The sequence below is a fragment of the Telluribacter sp. genome, assembly GCF_035998675.1.
Taxonomy (GTDB): Bacteria; Bacteroidota; Bacteroidia; order Cytophagales; family Spirosomataceae; genus Telluribacter.
In genome coordinates this window covers 29,876-45,753 of record NZ_DASYHI010000018.1, presented here as the reverse complement: position 1 = coordinate 45,753, position 15,878 = coordinate 29,876, and the positions used below count along the sequence as shown (strand labels likewise).

At 52.0% G+C, this 15,878-nt stretch carries 14 protein-coding genes; 3 read left to right on the top strand and 11 right to left on the bottom strand.

All coding sequences use genetic code 11. From position 1 onward, the window contains the following. Window positions 1-31: 31 nt before the first annotated feature. Both VGN67_RS10850 and VGN67_RS10845 read right to left on the bottom strand, forming a co-directional pair. Window positions 32-2,563 carry a PspC domain-containing protein gene (locus VGN67_RS10850; protein WP_327486843.1) on the bottom strand — a complete coding sequence of 844 codons (2,532 nt, stop codon included), beginning with the start codon at window positions 2,561-2,563 and terminating at the stop codon, window positions 32-34. Between the two features lie 38 nt (window positions 2,564-2,601). After that, window positions 2,602-2,967: a PadR family transcriptional regulator gene (locus tag VGN67_RS10845; RefSeq protein WP_327486842.1), complete on the bottom strand. Its 366-nt coding sequence runs from the start codon at window positions 2,965-2,967 to the stop codon at window positions 2,602-2,604. Between the two features lie 264 nt (window positions 2,968-3,231). Between VGN67_RS10845 and VGN67_RS10840 the strand changes: the two genes are divergently transcribed. The 3 genes from VGN67_RS10840 to VGN67_RS10830 are packed head-to-tail and all read left to right on the top strand — an operon-like array spanning window position 3,232 to window position 8,906. After that, the gene (locus tag VGN67_RS10840; protein ID WP_327486841.1) at window positions 3,232-3,732 is read left to right on the top strand and encodes a dihydrofolate reductase; all 501 of its coding nucleotides are present in this window, start codon (window positions 3,232-3,234) and stop codon (window positions 3,730-3,732) included. 41 nt (window positions 3,733-3,773) lie between these two features. Beyond that, window positions 3,774-7,718 (top strand): C25 family cysteine peptidase, encoded by a 3,945-nt coding sequence (locus tag VGN67_RS10835; protein ID WP_327486840.1) that lies wholly within the window; start codon window positions 3,774-3,776, stop codon window positions 7,716-7,718. A 3-nt stretch (window positions 7,719-7,721) separates the two neighbouring features. Next, window positions 7,722-8,906 carry a hypothetical protein gene (locus VGN67_RS10830; protein WP_327486839.1) on the top strand — a complete coding sequence of 395 codons (1,185 nt, stop codon included), beginning with the start codon at window positions 7,722-7,724 and terminating at the stop codon, window positions 8,904-8,906. Between the two features lie 63 nt (window positions 8,907-8,969). Here VGN67_RS10830 and fic read toward each other — a convergent pair whose 3' ends face one another. The 9 genes from fic to VGN67_RS10785 form a co-directional block, all read right to left on the bottom strand. Next, window positions 8,970-9,527: a protein adenylyltransferase Fic gene (gene fic / locus VGN67_RS10825; protein WP_327486838.1), complete on the bottom strand. Its 558-nt coding sequence runs from the start codon at window positions 9,525-9,527 to the stop codon at window positions 8,970-8,972. Between the two features lie 112 nt (window positions 9,528-9,639). After that, complete coding sequence (locus tag VGN67_RS10820) at window positions 9,640-9,984, bottom strand: type II toxin-antitoxin system PemK/MazF family toxin (protein ID WP_327486837.1); 345 nt, start codon at window positions 9,982-9,984, stop codon at window positions 9,640-9,642. Further along, window positions 9,971-10,120 carry a hypothetical protein gene (locus VGN67_RS10815; RefSeq protein WP_327486836.1) on the bottom strand — a complete coding sequence of 50 codons (150 nt, stop codon included), beginning with the start codon at window positions 10,118-10,120 and terminating at the stop codon, window positions 9,971-9,973. Before VGN67_RS10815 ends, VGN67_RS10820 begins: the two co-directional genes overlap by 14 nt. Window positions 10,121-10,414: 294 nt before the next feature. Further along, window positions 10,415-10,957 (bottom strand): hypothetical protein, encoded by a 543-nt coding sequence (locus tag VGN67_RS10810; protein ID WP_327486835.1) that lies wholly within the window; start codon window positions 10,955-10,957, stop codon window positions 10,415-10,417. Window positions 10,958-11,052: 95 nt separating this feature from the next. After that, on the bottom strand, window positions 11,053-11,643 hold the full coding sequence (locus tag VGN67_RS10805; RefSeq protein WP_327486834.1) for a Uma2 family endonuclease: 591 nt from the start codon (window positions 11,641-11,643) through the stop codon (window positions 11,053-11,055). Window positions 11,644-11,686: 43 nt separating this feature from the next. Next, a complete protein-coding gene (locus VGN67_RS10800; RefSeq protein ID WP_327486833.1) occupies window positions 11,687-12,349 on the bottom strand; it encodes a thiamine diphosphokinase in 663 nt (220 codons plus the stop codon). Window positions 12,350-12,352: 3 nt separating this feature from the next. Beyond that, window positions 12,353-13,168, bottom strand: coding sequence for a nucleoside triphosphate pyrophosphohydrolase (mazG, locus tag VGN67_RS10795; protein ID WP_327486832.1), 816 nt, complete (start codon window positions 13,166-13,168; stop codon window positions 12,353-12,355). Window positions 13,169-13,362: 194 nt separating this feature from the next. After that, on the bottom strand, window positions 13,363-14,247 hold the full coding sequence (locus VGN67_RS10790) for a sugar phosphate isomerase/epimerase (RefSeq protein WP_327486831.1): 885 nt from the start codon (window positions 14,245-14,247) through the stop codon (window positions 13,363-13,365). Between the two features lie 27 nt (window positions 14,248-14,274). Then, window positions 14,275-15,837 carry a biopolymer transporter TolR gene (locus VGN67_RS10785; protein WP_327486830.1) on the bottom strand — a complete coding sequence of 521 codons (1,563 nt, stop codon included), beginning with the start codon at window positions 15,835-15,837 and terminating at the stop codon, window positions 14,275-14,277. Window positions 15,838-15,878 lie beyond the last annotated feature (41 nt).

Below are 15,878 nucleotides of genomic sequence, written 5' to 3'. Positions count from 1 at the left end.
GTCGGCTAAGGTTGCATGTACTCTCTGTTATTTACTCGTAGGCTTCAATTTTACTGGCACCGCTTGAGTTTTTCCTGAGGTTGTTGATGCGGCCCAGTTGGGCGTTGCTGGCGCCGGAGGCATCCACTTCGGCCGTATTAATCTGCATGCCGGTAGCATCAAGTTTGCAGGCACCGCTCAGGTCGGCCGTCAGAGTACCGGTACTGCCCTTCAGCAACACCTTTGAAGCCCCCGTAATTTCTATGTCCAGTTTGGAAACGTCTACATTCAGCTCGGTCGAAGAAGCGCCCGATACATCTACACTCATGGTAGCGGTACCACCGGTAAAGCCCGATACGCGCGTTTTATTGGCTCCGGCCAACTCCAGCGTTCTGAGAGTAGGCATCGTTATGACCAGGCCAATCCGGTGTGAGCGGCCGTTAAACAGCCGGAACTCGGCGGGACGCTCCACGTGCAGTATCCCGTTCCGAACGGTTACTTGCAGGTTATCGATATCCTCTTCGTCGCCGTCGGCCTGTACTCTGAATTCCTGTCCCTGGCGGATATCCACCGCGTAGGCACCACCCAGGTCAACGCCTTCAAAATCACGGGCTTCAAACTGCTTGATGAACTTACCCCGCTGGCCCAGGTTTACGCTGTTGTCGTCGTCGTCACTGTCATAGGTATATTCGTCATTATCCCCGCTGTTCTCTGCCAGCCACCCGGCGGGCATGTTTATGCATACCAGTCCCGAATCACGCCGCATCACCCAACGCAGATTCCGCCAGTCCTGCTCATTGTTGTCGTGGTACTCTATTTCATAGCGTCTACCCTGAAAACTCCGGCTCGATAACCTGTCGTAATAAAAGGCACGCGTCATGGCAAAAGGGCGGTCGTAGGGAATAAATAGTGTAGCCGTTATTTCCTGCCCGCGAAAGCGGCTGTTTTCGGCCAGTACCGGTTGCTCATCGAACAGCAGCACCGAATCTCGCAGGGCAACATTGTACCTCAGGTCGGAAGCATTTTTGCGGGCATCGTCCGTATTGCGGCCGCGGGCCCGTATCTCCTTTTCAAGTCGCAGGCTGTCGAGGCCTTCGTATCCGTTCAGAATAATACCCGCGCTCCAGTTAAAATCATCATCCTCGTCGTTTTCCTGCTGGTCAAGCGTCAGTAAGCTATTGGGCATACGAAAGTACTCCGTCTGGGTCACCTCGCCGCGGCGTGAGAAGTTGGTCTGGTACACGCCTCCGGTTATGGCCGTGCCTATGATTCCTACTACCCACAAGCCCGCCAGCGTCAGCCATACCGTACCACTCGCCACCCGGCGGTTTGCAACCAGGGTCAGGCCCAGCAGCAGTATAACAATAAAGGGTATTGTGGTCAGCAGAATCATGGAGAGTATCATAGCGCCCGGCAGTTCGCGCAGGATCATCATCGGGGGAATATCACCAAAGGGCAGCATGTCGCGCATACCCAGGCCTACGGTTCCGCCAATCAGGAGGCCGATCAGCGCCAGTACCGCCATGGCCACCAGCAAGGCCCCAATCACGATGCGAAAGATAGGACCGATACCCTTAAGAATTTTGCCCAGACCGCTGATTAGGATGGCGATGGCCCGAAAGGGAAACAGCAACAGCTTGGTAAGGGTACTTTCCTGTCCGGTGGTTTCGTTCAGGTTCAGTCCCCGCTTAATATTCGACTCAATATTAGACAAGGTGATGGGCTCGCCCTGCATTTCCATTTTTTCCGTGAGGGTTTTGGCAACGGGAGAAATTACCCATAGAATAATGTAGAGCAGGAAACCAAAGCCGAACAGAAATATAGCCAGTACCCACAGGAAACGTACCACCCCCAGGTCCACCCCAAAGTAGGAGGCTACCCCGGCGGCTACCCCACCTACTACCTTACGGTCCGGATCGCGGTAGAATTTCTTGATCTGGGTGTCTTCTTCCAGCGTAGCCGAACCCGGAAACGCTACCCACATGGCTATGTACAATATAACGGTAATACCCGCGAGTGGTCCGAACACTTCTTCCAGATTAAGGGCACCGGCTCCAACAGGCAGTCCAATAACGGCCATCAGAAAGGCCAGGCGTACCCAGAGTGGATCCACGGTGAAATAGTGGGCCAGTCCGGCCGCTACACCACCCAGTAGTTTCCGGCGCAGGTCACGGAAAAGCTTACGGGGCGCGGTGGCTGTGGCCGTGTGTGTTTCGGTGCGGGGAGCTTCGTAAGAAGTATGGGTCTGCTGATAGCTGCTGTATGCATCGCCGGATGCGGCCTGTAGAGGCTCTGACAACAGGTCTTCGGCCTGTTCAATGGCCTCAAAGTCGGCAACGGTACCCATGGCGGCAATAAGCTCATCCACGTCGGCCAGGGAAATAACCTGCTTGCTTTCGATTTTCTGTTTGTTCAGAAACCGCTCGGCAATCCGTCCTTCAATATCCGACAGAATTTCCTTGCTGTCGGCGAAGGAAGAGAAGTACCTCTGCACCGAGTTCAGGTAGTTTCTGAGTTTATCGTATCCGTCTTCCTCAATGTAGAAGATAATACCACTAATATTTATGCTGATAGTTTTTTTCATGATTGAAATGATAATTATATCATTAGGAAATCAAAGAGTCAGGATGTTTTGGTAGAGGGGTTTTCCAGTACTTCGGCGGTACGTCTGATCACCGTATGTACCGAGTCGGACAGATCAAGCCAGGTTTCCTGCATGGCATCCAGGAACTGTTTTCCGCTATCGGTCAGTACGTAGTACTTACGGGGCGGCCCCGACGAGGACTCTACCCACTTGTAGTCGAGGAGGCCGGCGTTCTTGAGCCGGGTCAGCAACGGGTATAAGGTACCTTCCACCACCATAATGCGGGCCGAGGTCAGCTCGTCCAGCATATCGGAAGCGTATACCTCACCGCGCGATATGATGTGCAGAATGCAGAATTCCAGGATTCCTTTGCGCATCTGCACTTGGGCGTTTTCGATATTCATTTCGTTTCCAAAAGGTTAACTTTTTAAAATTTTCATGGCTAATAAATGATCGGTTTATCAATGGCCTTTTGATCTTCCGACAATACAAAGGTATGCAAAGGTACTTTGTTATGCAAAGTACTAGGTAAAAATAATTTGCTGCTTTGGATGAACGGAAAAAATAAAAGGATGAATGGTAAATTTTAGGGGAGAAATAACGGCAGCCCCCCAAACAACGGCCCGATTCAGGGGTTTATACAGAAATCATGCACTATAACTGCCTTCATGCAATTATCAATCATCGTGGCCATGAGCGAAAACCGGACCATTGGCCGGGACAACCGACTCCCCTGGAACCTTCCGGACGAATGGGCCAATTTTAAAAAAGTTACCGAAGGAAAGCCTTTCCTGATGGGCCGGAAAAGCTTCGAATCGCAGGATGGTCTTTACTCTTCCTACCGTACGCTGGTACTCAGCTCGCAACCGGACCTGGACCTCCCCGAAAACGTAGAACAGGCACGCAGTCTGGGCGAAGCCTTTGATTTGCTCCGGGAGGAAGAGGAGGTATTCATTCTGGGTGGCGAAAGCCTTTTTGAAAAATTGCTTCCCCAAACCCACAAACTGTACCTGACCATTGTGCACGCGCATATTCAGGGAGATACTTTTTTTCCGGAAATAAACTGGCCGGACTGGCACCTGGTCCAGTCGGAGCGGCACGAGGCCGACGCCGACCACGCCTATGCTTTTTCGATGAATCAGTACGTGCGGAACGGAATAAATAGCTGATTAAAAATAAGTAGTGGCGGAGTTTATCGTATTTTTGAACCATGAGGCCACCCCAAGTACGTACCTTTTTGCTCTTTGTCGCTTTCCTTTTCGCTCCTGAAAAGCTATTGGCCCAAACGTCCTACGGCAATGAATGGATCAATCCGCAGCAAACGTACCTGCGAATCCCCGTCGTCCAGACGGGCTGGTACCGCCTCTCCCCGGCCGAACTGGAACGCGCCGGTATTCCGCTCGCTTCGCTGCCGGCCCGCTCGCTCCAGTTGTTTCGGCGCGGCCGGGAAGTAGCCATTTCGGTAACCGGCGAAGCCGACGGGCGACTCGACGCCACTGATTTTATTGAATTTTACGGGGAGAAAAACGACGGCACCCTGGACTCGCTCCTCTACCTGGCTCCCGCAGCTCAGCCCCATACAAAATACAGCCTCTACTCCGACACCGCCGCCTACTTCCTTACCTGGCGTACCGACGGCCTGCCCGGTCGACGCATGGCCCAGGTACCTCAGTCTTCCCTAACCGGTAGTACGAATGAGTACCTGGCTAAGGACCTCCATATTATCCGGGAGAACTACCCGGCCGGACGCCTGTACCCCGAAGGGAGCAACTATGACAATGGCACCGCCCTTACCCCCTACGACTACAGCGAAGGCTGGACCAGTACCCTGTTTAAAACCGATACCTGGAAAACCTTTACCCTACCACTTACGGAAGTCAAAAGCTCCTCCGCCCAACCTGTACAGCTGGAAGTACTGCTAACCAGCCACACCGACCGCAACCACCGGGCCGAAGTATGGCTGGGTACCGCCCAGGCACCGGTCCGAAAACTGGGAGAAGTCACCTGGATTGGTTATAAGTCGGTGCTGTTCAAAGCCACCCTGCCGGGCAGCGATTTACCGGCCACGGGGCTGGTCGTGTCGGTGGTGCCGAAAATAGAACGGGAAGAGATTTCGGTAGGGTACCTGAACCTTCTGTACCCGCGGGCGGGCCAGTTAGCTGCTACCACACCGCAACAACTGCTGCACTTCCCGTCCGGTGGGGCCCCTGCCCGCTTTAACGTGACCGCTACGGGTACTCCCCGGTTTATTGATGTGTCCGATCCGGCGCTGCCCCGGCTGCTTTCCGCCTCCGGCACGGGCAGTAAGGTACAGGTTCCCCTGGCCGGCAGCCGTCAGGTACTTGCCGTTCAGCAGCCCTTCGGTGTTACCGGTCTGCGACAAATCAGCTTCAAAGCCATTGAGGCTACCCGGACCGACTTCCTTATTATTTCCCACCCACTGCTGCGCCAGCCGGTACCCGGTACTCAGGTGGCTGATGCGGTACAGGCCTACGCCAACTACCGGGCCTCAGCCGCCGGAGGAGGTTACTACCCGCTTGTACTTAACGCCCAGGAGGTATTTGACCAGTTTAATTACGGCGAGCCGGGACCGCACGGGATGCGCCGTTTGATTACCTGGCTTTCTGAAAAGGGAAAACTAAAGCATGTATTCCTGATCGGGCAGGCCCGCGAGCCGCAGGCAGGCCGCCACGCGCCCAATGTACGCGACCAGGACATGGTACCTACCACCGGATGGCCCGGCTCTGACGCTGCTCTGAGCATGGGGCTGGGCAACGCTCCGGCTGATGTGCCGCTGGTACCCGTTGGCCGCCTTCAGGCCGTAACCGGACGGATCGTTTGGGACTACCTCCAGAAAGTAAAGCAGCACGAGGCCCAGCCTGACCTGGCACCCTGGCGGAAAAACATCCTGCACCTGAGCGGCGGTCGCTCTCTTAACGAGCTTACTACCTTCCGCTCTTTTGTGGATCAGTTTAAGGAAATCGTTGATAGTACCTACCTGGGGGCTTCTTTTAAAACCCTTTCCAAACAGACCGACGAACCCGTGGAGCGATTGAACCTGGCTCCCCATATCAACGAAGGCGTAGCGCTGATGACGATGTTCGGTCATTCGAGTCTGGAGGTTACAGATATAGAGCTTGGTGACCCAACTAACGATGCCCTGGGTTATCGGAACAGAGAGCGGTATCCGGCGGTACTTATGAACGGCTGCGCCCTTGGCAATTTTTACTTTGGCCCCACAACAACCAGTACCCGCTGGGTCAATGCGCCCGAGCGGGGAGCGGTGCTGTTTGTGGCCCATACGCACAACGGCCGCACCGGCAACTTAATCGCCTATACCAATACTTTCTACGAGGTCCTGGCCGACAAGGCTTTTATCAACCAGTCGTTCGGTACTATTCAGCAGGAAACCATCCGGAGGCTGATGCAAAACGATGGGTCGGTTTACGCCCGCGCCACTGCTCAGCAAATGACCCTACAGGGTGACCCCGCTATCCGGATATTTCCGGCCCGGCTACCGGATTATTCCTGGAAAACACCGACCATCGAAATCAGTGACCCTACAGGTGGTACCCCCAACGCGGCCAGCGATTCGCTGCGGGTGCAGGCGGTAGTAGCCAACTACGGCCGCTACCCCGAAGGTACCTCCTACACCCTGCGGGTCCGCCGGAGCCAAAACAACGCGCTGTTGGGTGAATATACCTTTAGCCGGAAGGCAGTGCTTCTGTACGATACGCTGACAATTTATGTACCTAAAATAAAAGACGGGCTGGGGGGCGATGAGCAGTGGGAACTGGTACTGGACCCTCAAAACAGCATCAGCGAAGCCGACGAAAACAACAACCGGCTCACCACCGAAATATACATAGCCGAAGGCCGGGCCACACCGCTGCTCCCGGCCCCCAATGCTACGCTTGTTATGCCTGCAATGAACCTGGTGGCGCAGGTACCTTACCAATCCGCCGGGTATAGTGTCGTGTTTGAATGGGACCTTAGTCCTGATTTTGGTTCGGCGGCTTTCCGTCGGGAAACGGTGCAGAGCAAAGACGTACACGCTACTTTACCCATAACGCTGACCGGCGAGGGAGCCAAAACAGTGTACTGGCGGGTGTATATCACGGGCGAGCAACCCTCCCTTCCCCGTTCATTCAGCTACAATCCGAAGGGACTGGCCACTGCCACCTTACCGGAAGGTATTGCCTATATCAAAAGTAGCCCCTCGGCCAGTGTACCCGAAGGTGCTACGGTGCAGCCGGAAATCTTTTTTCAGAATATAACAGACGTCGCCTTCAAGGACTCGCTGCTGGTGGTGGTCCGGCAGCAAAGTTCCGCTGGCCTGCACGAACAGAAGTACCGCATCGCTCCCGTACCCGCCAACGCAACGGTTTCTATAAAGCCGGCACTGGCTACCCTGAATAAGGTGGGGCCGAATCGGGTACTGGTCCGGTTTAACGAGTTACGACTGGCCGAGCAGCTTTATTCCAACAACTCCGCTGAAATCAGTTTTGGGGTAGAGGCCGACCGTACTCCGCCGGTGCTGGACGTTATGGTAGATGGCCGCCGCCCCACGCAGGGCGAAGCCGTTTCTCCCCGGCCCATGATTGAAGTACGTATTCTGGATGAAAACAAGACACTGCTCCGCAAAGACACGGCTAATATCCAGTTGTGGCTCCAGGGCGACTGTCCAACTTGCCTGTACCAACGGCTGTGGCTTCACCAGGCCGAATGGTCCTCTGTCGCTACCCAAAACTTTCAGCTACGGATAAAGCCGGAGACTCCCCTATCGGCGGGTAACTATATCCTGCACGTGTCGGCTACGGATGTGACTGGCAACGCCGCGGCTCCCTACCGGGTTGGGTTCCGGGTCAGTGACACGACCCGTGTGGTCAGTAGTACCGTGTCGCCCGTTCCGGCCAATCTGTGGGTGAAGTTTCAGGTAGAACTGGAAGGCCCGGCCCCGCCGGAGCACTGGCGCATCTACATCATGGACGTAACCGGAAGGCAGGTGGCTACCCTGAAAAAAGAGCCACACCTGGGACTGAATGAGCTGCTTTGGGGGTTGCAGGGCGTACCGCCGGGCCTGTATCTGTACCGGATGGAACTGTCAGGCGGCGACTGGAACGACGTACAAAAGGGACGCATACTAAAACAGTAGCCAATGGTAGGTTCTATTCCCAAAAAGGCCCAGATGACCGGTCGTTTTACGCTGTTGCTGCTTTGGCTGGGGCAGTTGGGCCTGGTGGGGGTGCTGGCCCTATTTAATCCCAATCATTTCACGACCATTGACTCGGGCTACTACCTGACCTCGGCCCAATACCTGCTCAGCGGGCAGGGGTATGTATACGAGGAAGGCGACCGTCTGGTCTGGAACGGTATCTTTCCCCTGGGTTATCCCGCTCTTATTGCCGCTACTTCCTTCCTCACCCAGCTACCCGTGCTGTGGGCTTCCAAGGTACTTAACCTACTTGCTTCGGCCGGGTTGCTTTGTTTTATTCAACGAAAACACGGGCCCAAAAAGGCACTACTCATGGGAGGGCTTCTGCTGCTGGGGCCTTTTGTGAAGTTGTGGGCGCACACCTGGTCGGAGCCGCTTTTCCTGACGTTGCTGTTTGTCTGGATCTATTACTTTTTTTCTGAAGGTACCCACTTCCTGCTGACCCTCGCGCTAGGTCTGGCCCTGCTGCTTGTACGCTACGCGGGGCTATTTATCGTACCCCTGGCCGCGGCGATGGCTCTGTTTTGGCTACTAAAAAATCAACGACAAAAAGCCGTTTATGCCGCTCTTATGGCTTTTCTGTGGACGTTGGGCTTTATAGGGTACCTGTGGCTTAATCAAGTACAGTCAGGTGAATGGTACGGGGGCGACCGGCTTTCGGGCGGTGAAGCGGCCGGACAGGTACTTCTGCTGTTTGCCCAAGGCCTAATCAACGAACTGTTCCTGCTGCGCGATACAACCTTTGAGTCGGGTGATGTACTGTTCTGGCTGGGGGCGATACTTCAATTGGTACTGGTGAGACTGATGGGTAAAGTAATTTCCGGGAAAGGCACATTTCATCAAACGGACAGGCCGGAACAGGTACCTTACTTTTGGCTGACCGCGGTGGCTTACCTGCTTTTTCTCTTCGTGCTCCGGCTGATTAGTCCCTTCGATGCGCCCGGCTACCGGCTGCTTTCGCCCTTTACTTTTTTGGTCCTTTGGGGAGTTCTGATCCGAATGGCTCCTTATATTTCAATCAAAAGGATAAAGTACCTGGCCCTTGCTCTGCTGCTGGCTTCCTGGCTGCACCTGCTTCCGCAGACGGATGTTATGGCCAAGCTACATGGGGTTTGGGGACAATGGTAGTGAGTGGTGGGGCCTAACATTTTGCTTTTACCATCTGGCGTTCTGCCACTATGCCTTAAACCATCATTCATCATCGTCTTCTTTCTGGTATCCTTCGTAATAGTAGGATTGCTCTATTCCCTTAAAAATAATGGTCCGGTCGTTTATTTGGTCGGTTAAGTTGGCGGAAAGCAACGTTCGTAGTTCCAGGTCGTTAACCGGGCTTCTTTCTATCGCCTGAAAGTAAAGTGTTTTGTCTACAAACTGCCAGTTTACTACTTTTCTTAGTCTTACCTTCAGGACCATATCTAACCAGATACGCATGACTCTTCCATTGCCTTCCATGAAAGGATGAGCAATATTCATTTCGACATATTTGGCAATAATTTCTTCAAAAGTGCTTTCGGGCATTTGCTCAATTTTTACCAAAATCTCTTTTAGGTATAAAGCATTTGCAAACCTGAAACCGCCCTTTGAAATATTTTTTGTACGTATTTGTCCCGCAAAATCAAAAAGGCCGCTAAACAGGTAGTTATGTATTTTCTGTAAACCTTTGGTAGTACCTATTTCAATTTTGTCGATATCGCCTGACTCAAACAAACGATAAGCATTTTCCAGACTCAGTTTATCTATATTCTTCATAAAGATTCAGATGCCCGTGCTTCTCCGTATTTGCTGGCAACGGAGTAGCGTAAGCGACGGATAAGGCCGTCGGCTGGACAGGCGTTTACCAAATAGTAGAACATGTTTTTCTCTATTCTTTTATTGAGAGTACTTTAGCAAGTCCGGCCCTGATTTCTTCTTGCTGTCCAGTTGTTATCTTCCCTAACTTCTTTGTGAAGCGGAACTCTGAGAGTGAGCGTACCTGGAAACAATCCGCTGCAGAGAGTTTTGAAAGGTTGTTACTCTTGTCAGGTATTATTTTTACCATCCAGGGAGCTATATCGTATCGGTCTTTCCAGTCCGTCAATGGTACTATGACTTTCAGGGGTAATTTCCCCAGTGCGTTATCATTTACAATTACTGCCGGTCTGGTCTTTTTAATTTCAGAACCAACAGTCGGATCGAGGTTAATCAGCCATACTTCACCTTGCTTCATAAAAATTCTCGAAGTCAAGTTCCGTCAACACCGTCAATTCTTTGTCGGTTGAATAATCCTCGTACAAGGCATCTGAAGCCTTTTCAAGCTGCATTTTGTTTTCCGACTCCCGGATGGACTTTAAAGTCTGCTCCACGATCTTAAGTCTTGTGCTTATCGGTAACCTCTTTATTTCTTTAATTAACTCGTTTGTTCCCATAGATCGAATACACAAATTTAAAAGGTGAAAGTTGAATTTATTCTTCGCCTTTGCCGGTTTTATTCCCGACGAATAAGTACCTGGGGAAAAGTTGCAGGTGAGAAACACCAGCAATGGCAAAAATAGTGCGAGCTGGTGAGCGTGATTGTCCGCAGGACAATCCGCTAAGCAAGCGAGCCTGAAGTTTCGATTCAAGACCGGCTTAAGCATTGTTTTTATATGTTGTTGTGTTTAGTTTTTTAATTTTCTTTCGTAATAGGCTTTGATTACGGAATTTCCTAAATCATTCAAACTATCATAATATTCCGCGGTTCTTTCGTGAACGAAATTATTATCATTCAAATTTTCTATGGTCATTGAGTATGCTAAGTTAAGTCCTAACAACACCTTTTCACTAATCAGCTTCTCGTGTTGGTTCTTTGGGTGATATTGCTCTACATATTCTGTAATTACTGATAAATTATTTCTTTTAAAAACGTCTTGGCTTCCACCTGCTATGTCTATATATTCCGAGCAGCAGCAAAGTAAAATCATCAATGAACCTATGTGATAAAAGGCTTTTTCCTCTTCATTAAAATATTTGTCACCGTTTAGAGTCAAGTATTCCCAATAGTTAGTCTTAAAAGAATAGGGTGGTACGAAAGCATTTACGATGTCGCCAAAATTCTCGTCATAAATCCAAAGAATATCTTTTTTGAGTTGGTTAAGTTCTACCCAATCAATTTCACGTTCAGTTCCGTCCGCAAGCTTTATGTATATGTATCCTTCTTTCATTTTAAATTAAACACAACATATGAATAAACGAAATGTGTTTCGCCTATGTTTGTTATAGGCACTTCCACAAACTACTACTACCAACAAAGAGTAACTCAGTCATTACTCTCCGGAGCCAGAAACTCAATATTCTCATAAAGTGCCGACAGCGGAAACGAGTACTCCAGCCGACTCAACTCTACCATCTGCTCCGGGGTATCGTACACCTGGTACGTCCAAAAGTTGGGTTCGTCGGTGCGGCCGTATATTTCTACCTTAGGCTCGTACTGCGACACCAGCAGGTAGTATTGTAACGAAGGCAACTGCTGGTAGCGCTCCCACTTAAACACCCGGTCCTGGTAGTCGCTGTTCTTGGAAATCACCTCCACCAGCACACTCGGGTACCGCACCACATAGCGCTCGCGCTGGTCCATGCCGTGGCAGGTCACCATCACATCCGGGTAGGGGTAGTACTCGTTGCGTAGTACCTCCAGCTTCACGTTCTCGGCAAATACCCGGCAGCCCCGCCGACGAAACTCGTCTTCCAGTAGCCGCCTCATGTTACCAATCAACTCGTTATGATTGAGCGTACCACCGGCCATGGCAAATACCTCACCCCGGTAGTACTCGTGCCGGATTTCGTTGTGAGCTTCCCAGTCGAAGTAGGCCTCGGCGGTCAGGTGCGTCGTTTGAAGAGCTTCTCCCATGCTTTCTGTTTTTCTATAAAAATAGGACAAAAAGATAAAAGAGTCAATCCCAACACTCCATCAGGAGCAGGTCGCCCTGCTGCGCCTTAATCTGCACGAAGCCGTCCGCTGCTGCTTCGTTGCTGTTGCCGGAGCGGTACCCCAGCGTCAGGGTTTCATCGTGGAGGTTGTACTTCAGTCCGCTCGTGGTAATTCCTTCCACTCGTCCTACGGGAATAAGCGAAATGGGCGTACCGGCCGTGTACCACTTTTCGAAGGTACCTGCCAGGGGAAAAATCTTGGAATGGTTATCGAACATCACCAGTCGTATCTGCTCCCGGTAACGTACCAGATTGGTCATGTTGGTAATGGCGTGGTCGGCGCGGCGGCCGGTGGCCCACACGATATTGGCAGCCGGAAACCCGCGTTCGATTAAAAACTCAATGGCTTTTTCCAGGTCGGTTTTGTCCTGGTCGGGCGTGTGTACTATTTCCAGCGGATGCTGCCGCTCCCGCACCGCTTCGAAATCGTGGCGGTGGTCGAAGTCACCAAGCCAGGCGTCAATTTTTATTCCCAGGTCCAGTACCCTATAAATGGCATGGTCCAGTACCAGCACGAAGGGACTCCATTCCAAGAGTTGGCCCAACAGTTCTTCGCTGCAGGCTTCTCCGTTGGCAATAATCAGGGCTGGTTCCTGCTTTTCCCGTACAATGTGGTGCGACGACATGGTTTACAGTTCTTTCTTAGCCCGGTTCCAGTATTCATCCATTTCGGCGAGGCTCATTTCGTGGAGCTGTTTGCCGTCGGCTTTGGAATGTTCTTCCATGTACTGGAAGCGCCTGATAAATTTCTTATTGGTACGTTCCAGAGCGGTTTCGGGGTTGATATCCACAAAGCGGGCGTAGTTGACCAGCGAGAACAGCAGGTCGCCAAACTCTCCTTCAGCCTCCTTTACGTCAATGGCTTCGCCGGTATCGGCATTGTAGTGAGCCTTGAATTCCTGCATTTCTTCCTCCACTTTCTGCCACACCTGCTGCCGTTCGTCCCAGTCAAAACCCACGCCCCGGGCTTTTTCCTGAATACGCATGGCTTTTACCAGCGCCGGTAGCGACTGCGGTACCCCCGAGAGTACCGAGCGGTTGCCCTCCTTGAGTTTGAGTTGTTCCCAGTTCTGCTTTACCTGCTCTTCGGTATCGGCCACGACGGAGCCATAGATGTGCGGGTGCCGGGAAATGAGTTTCTCGCTAATGCCGTGCAGTACATCGGCTATGTCAAAGGCTCCTTTCTCTGAGCCAATTTTGGCGTAGAAAACCATGTGCAGGAGCAGGTCACCAATTTCCTTTTTTATTTCGGGCAGGTCATTTTCCAGTATAGCGTCCGAGAGTTCATAGGTTTCCTCAATGGTGAGGTGGCGCAGACTTTCCAGGGTCTGTTTCCGGTCCCAGGGGCATTGCTCCCGTAGCTCGTCCATGATGGTTAGCAGGCGGTCAAAGGCCATGAGTTGCTCCTGACGTCGCCCGGGTAGTTCGTTGAAAGTTTTTTCCATAGTGTAAAGGTCGTGAAAAAACCTCATCCCAACCCTTCTCCTGCTAGGAGAAGGGCTTTAAAATTCTCCTCTCCTCCTAGGAGAGGGGCTAGGTGTGAGGTTGACGGTGAAGTAAAAAAAGGCCGCTGCAGCTATGAACTACAGCGGTCTTACAACTAAATACTAACACCTAACCATATAATAGGTACCAGCTACTACACCTTCAGCTTGCTCAGGTTGTTGAAGCTGATTTCGATAGCCTGGAGAGGCGGATTCTTCTTGGCTACGTCCTGCTCTACGAAGAAATGCTTGAGACCGGCGGTTTTCTGGGCGTTGAACAGGCGCTGGAAGTCTATTGAGCCGGTGCCAACTTCGGCAAAGGCACGCTCGGCGCTTTTCTCCATGTCCTTGATGTGCCACAGCGGGTAACGACCCGGATCTTTCTTGAAAAGTTCTACCGGATCTTTGCCGGCAAAAGCAGCCCAATACAGATCCAGCTCCATTTTCACCAGCTTGGGATCGGTTCCTTTCAGGATCAGGTCGTAGGGTACCTGGCCATCTATGGGTTGAAATTCAAAATCGTGGTTGTGGTAAGCAAACTGAATGCCGCTCTTCTTACAGGTTTCGGCGGCTTTATTGAACAGGTCAATGTGCTGCTTGTATTGGTCCAGCGTCTTTCTCTCATCAGGAAAAAGGAAAGCACATACCATGTACTTCTGACCAATGGTAGCGGCATCCTCAACGGCCTTCTCCCAGCCATTTGTCAGGGTACCCTGTGCATTGGGCATGGTGTTGCCGGTCATATAGTGCCCGCTGGGGGCATTTAACCCTAATTCTTTAAGTAGCGCGGCAAATTCTTTCGGTGTCTTGCCAAAGAACTTGCCGTTACCATATCCGAATAGTTCTACTTCCTTATAGCCAATTTCGGCTGCCTTACGAATGGTACCTTCTACATCCTTACCCAGTTCATTACGCAGGGTGTACAGCTGCAAACCAATGGGTTTAGAGGGCTTGGCAAAAGAGTCAAAACGGGTGAGCAGGGTAGAAGCTACGGCCAGCGAACCGGCTTTCAGAAACTCCTTACGAGAGATTTTTGTCATGATGTATTGATTGATTAGGTACTTGTTCTAGTTTTTTGCTTCGACAATCCGCAGCCGGTCTATCTGGTCGGTATTGCTGATAAAGGCTATTGTCTTACTATCGGGTGACCAGGACGGGGTATTGATGGTACCTTGCCCGCCGTAAACGTACGCAATAACTTTCATTTGAGAGATATCCGGCTTGCCGTTAACCATGGGCATCAGGCGCAGGTACACCTGCCGGTAGAAAGGGTGGTCGTCGGGCCGGACGTCTTTCAGGAACGAGAGAATCACCATCCACTTGCCATCGGGCGAGGGGTGCGGAAACCAGTTATTGAACTCGTCGTTGGTAATCTGCTCCTGCCCGCTGCCGTCGGGCTTCATCCGCCAGATCTGCATCAGCCCGCTGCGGGTAGAGTTGAAGTAGATGTACTTGCCGTCGGGGCTGTACTCGGGGCCATCGTCCAGGCCCTTGGCGGTAGTCAGCTGTACTTCGGGCTTTCCTCCGGCGGAAGGTATTTTGTAGATATTGAAATCCCCGTCGCGCTCGGCGGTGTAGGTAAGCCATTTGCCGTCCGGCGACCAGCCGTGCAGATACGAGTGACCGATGGGGGTGATTTTCTTTGGTTTTCCGCCCGTTACGGGTACCGTGTACACGATAGACTTGTTGTTTTCTTCCTTGCTGCTCTGGCTGAGGCCTAGCATCTTTCCATCAAACGACAGGACGTGGTCGTTATTATTGTTGGTAACAAAATCGGTGTTAAGTACGGTAGGGGTACCTTTGGCCAGGTCGTAGCGGTACATCAGCCCCTTGCTGTTGTAGAGCAGGTACTTATTGTCGGGCGTCCAGTTGGGAGCCTGCAGCGACACGGGCGACTGGTAAATAATCCGCCGGAGTCCGGTGGCAATATCCATGAGTTCGAGGTTGCTGCCGATGTACTCGCGGTAGGGTACGAAGTTCTCCCGGGCCGGTACCACGATCCGGACGTTACGGAAGGTACCTTTTTCGAGTACCCCCGCATTGTGCGAACAGATGAACAGGCCCACGTACACCTCGTCGCCCAGCGCCAGGTCAGTAACCTCCTCGCTCACAAAGGTACCTCCGTCTTTGGCTACGGACATGGTATAGGTACTTCCCTTGCGGGCCAGCTGAATTACCTGCGCCCCGTTCAGCGCCGACCGTTTCTCCTCGGTGTTGCCTCCCTTTGTGCGACGGTACTGCAGGGCCGTGAGGCCGTCGCCGTGCACAGCGGCGTTGATATGCGTTGCGTTGGAATCCAGACTTGTCCGAATAATCCAGCCTACCTTGCGGTGCGGGTCCACGCCTTTACCTACCAGCGCCGCGTCGGCCCGGAGAATAAAGTCGCCGCTCATTTTTTTCCAGACCATGTGGTACTCATCCGCCCCGAACCACATGTTGGTACCGGCACCGGTGAGGGTGTAGGTCTGGTCGGCCGGATTATAACTGGCAGAGCCTTTTACCTTTACCTTACCTACGTCCGTATTTTCCTCAAACAACCCCAGTTGGGCCTGCTGCGCGAATAATGGACTGACAACAATCGCAATAAGGCCAACAACTGCACAAAAAAATCTTCTACTTGCTCTGTTCATAAAACTTCTTCCTGTAGATAATACAGAATTAAAACCAAAAG

Excerpts from the sequence above, each read along its gene's own strand:
- VGN67_RS10810 (WP_327486835.1), bottom strand. The coding sequence starts at position 10,957 with ATGAAAGAAGGATACATATACATAAAGCTTGCGGACGGAACTGAACGT.
- VGN67_RS10840 (WP_327486841.1), top strand. The coding sequence starts at position 3,232 with ATGCAATTATCAATCATCGTGGCCATGAGCGAAAACCGGACCATTGGC.
- VGN67_RS10850 (WP_327486843.1), bottom strand. The coding sequence starts at position 2,563 with ATGAAAAAAACTATCAGCATAAATATTAGTGGTATTATCTTCTACATT.
- VGN67_RS10820 (WP_327486837.1), bottom strand. The coding sequence starts at position 9,984 with ATGAAGCAAGGTGAAGTATGGCTGATTAACCTCGATCCGACTGTTGGT.
- VGN67_RS10800 (WP_327486833.1), bottom strand. The coding sequence starts at position 12,349 with ATGTCGTCGCACCACATTGTACGGGAAAAGCAGGAACCAGCCCTGATT.
- VGN67_RS10835 (WP_327486840.1), top strand. The coding sequence starts at position 3,774 with ATGAGGCCACCCCAAGTACGTACCTTTTTGCTCTTTGTCGCTTTCCTT.
- VGN67_RS10785 (WP_327486830.1), bottom strand. The coding sequence starts at position 15,837 with ATGAACAGAGCAAGTAGAAGATTTTTTTGTGCAGTTGTTGGCCTTATT.
- VGN67_RS10830 (WP_327486839.1), top strand. The coding sequence starts at position 7,722 with ATGGTAGGTTCTATTCCCAAAAAGGCCCAGATGACCGGTCGTTTTACG.
- fic (WP_327486838.1), bottom strand. The coding sequence starts at position 9,527 with ATGAAGAATATAGATAAACTGAGTCTGGAAAATGCTTATCGTTTGTTT.
- VGN67_RS10845 (WP_327486842.1), bottom strand. The coding sequence starts at position 2,967 with ATGAATATCGAAAACGCCCAAGTGCAGATGCGCAAAGGAATCCTGGAA.
- VGN67_RS10805 (WP_327486834.1), bottom strand. The coding sequence starts at position 11,643 with ATGGGAGAAGCTCTTCAAACGACGCACCTGACCGCCGAGGCCTACTTC.
- mazG (WP_327486832.1), bottom strand. The coding sequence starts at position 13,168 with ATGGAAAAAACTTTCAACGAACTACCCGGGCGACGTCAGGAGCAACTC.
- VGN67_RS10790 (WP_327486831.1), bottom strand. The coding sequence starts at position 14,247 with ATGACAAAAATCTCTCGTAAGGAGTTTCTGAAAGCCGGTTCGCTGGCC.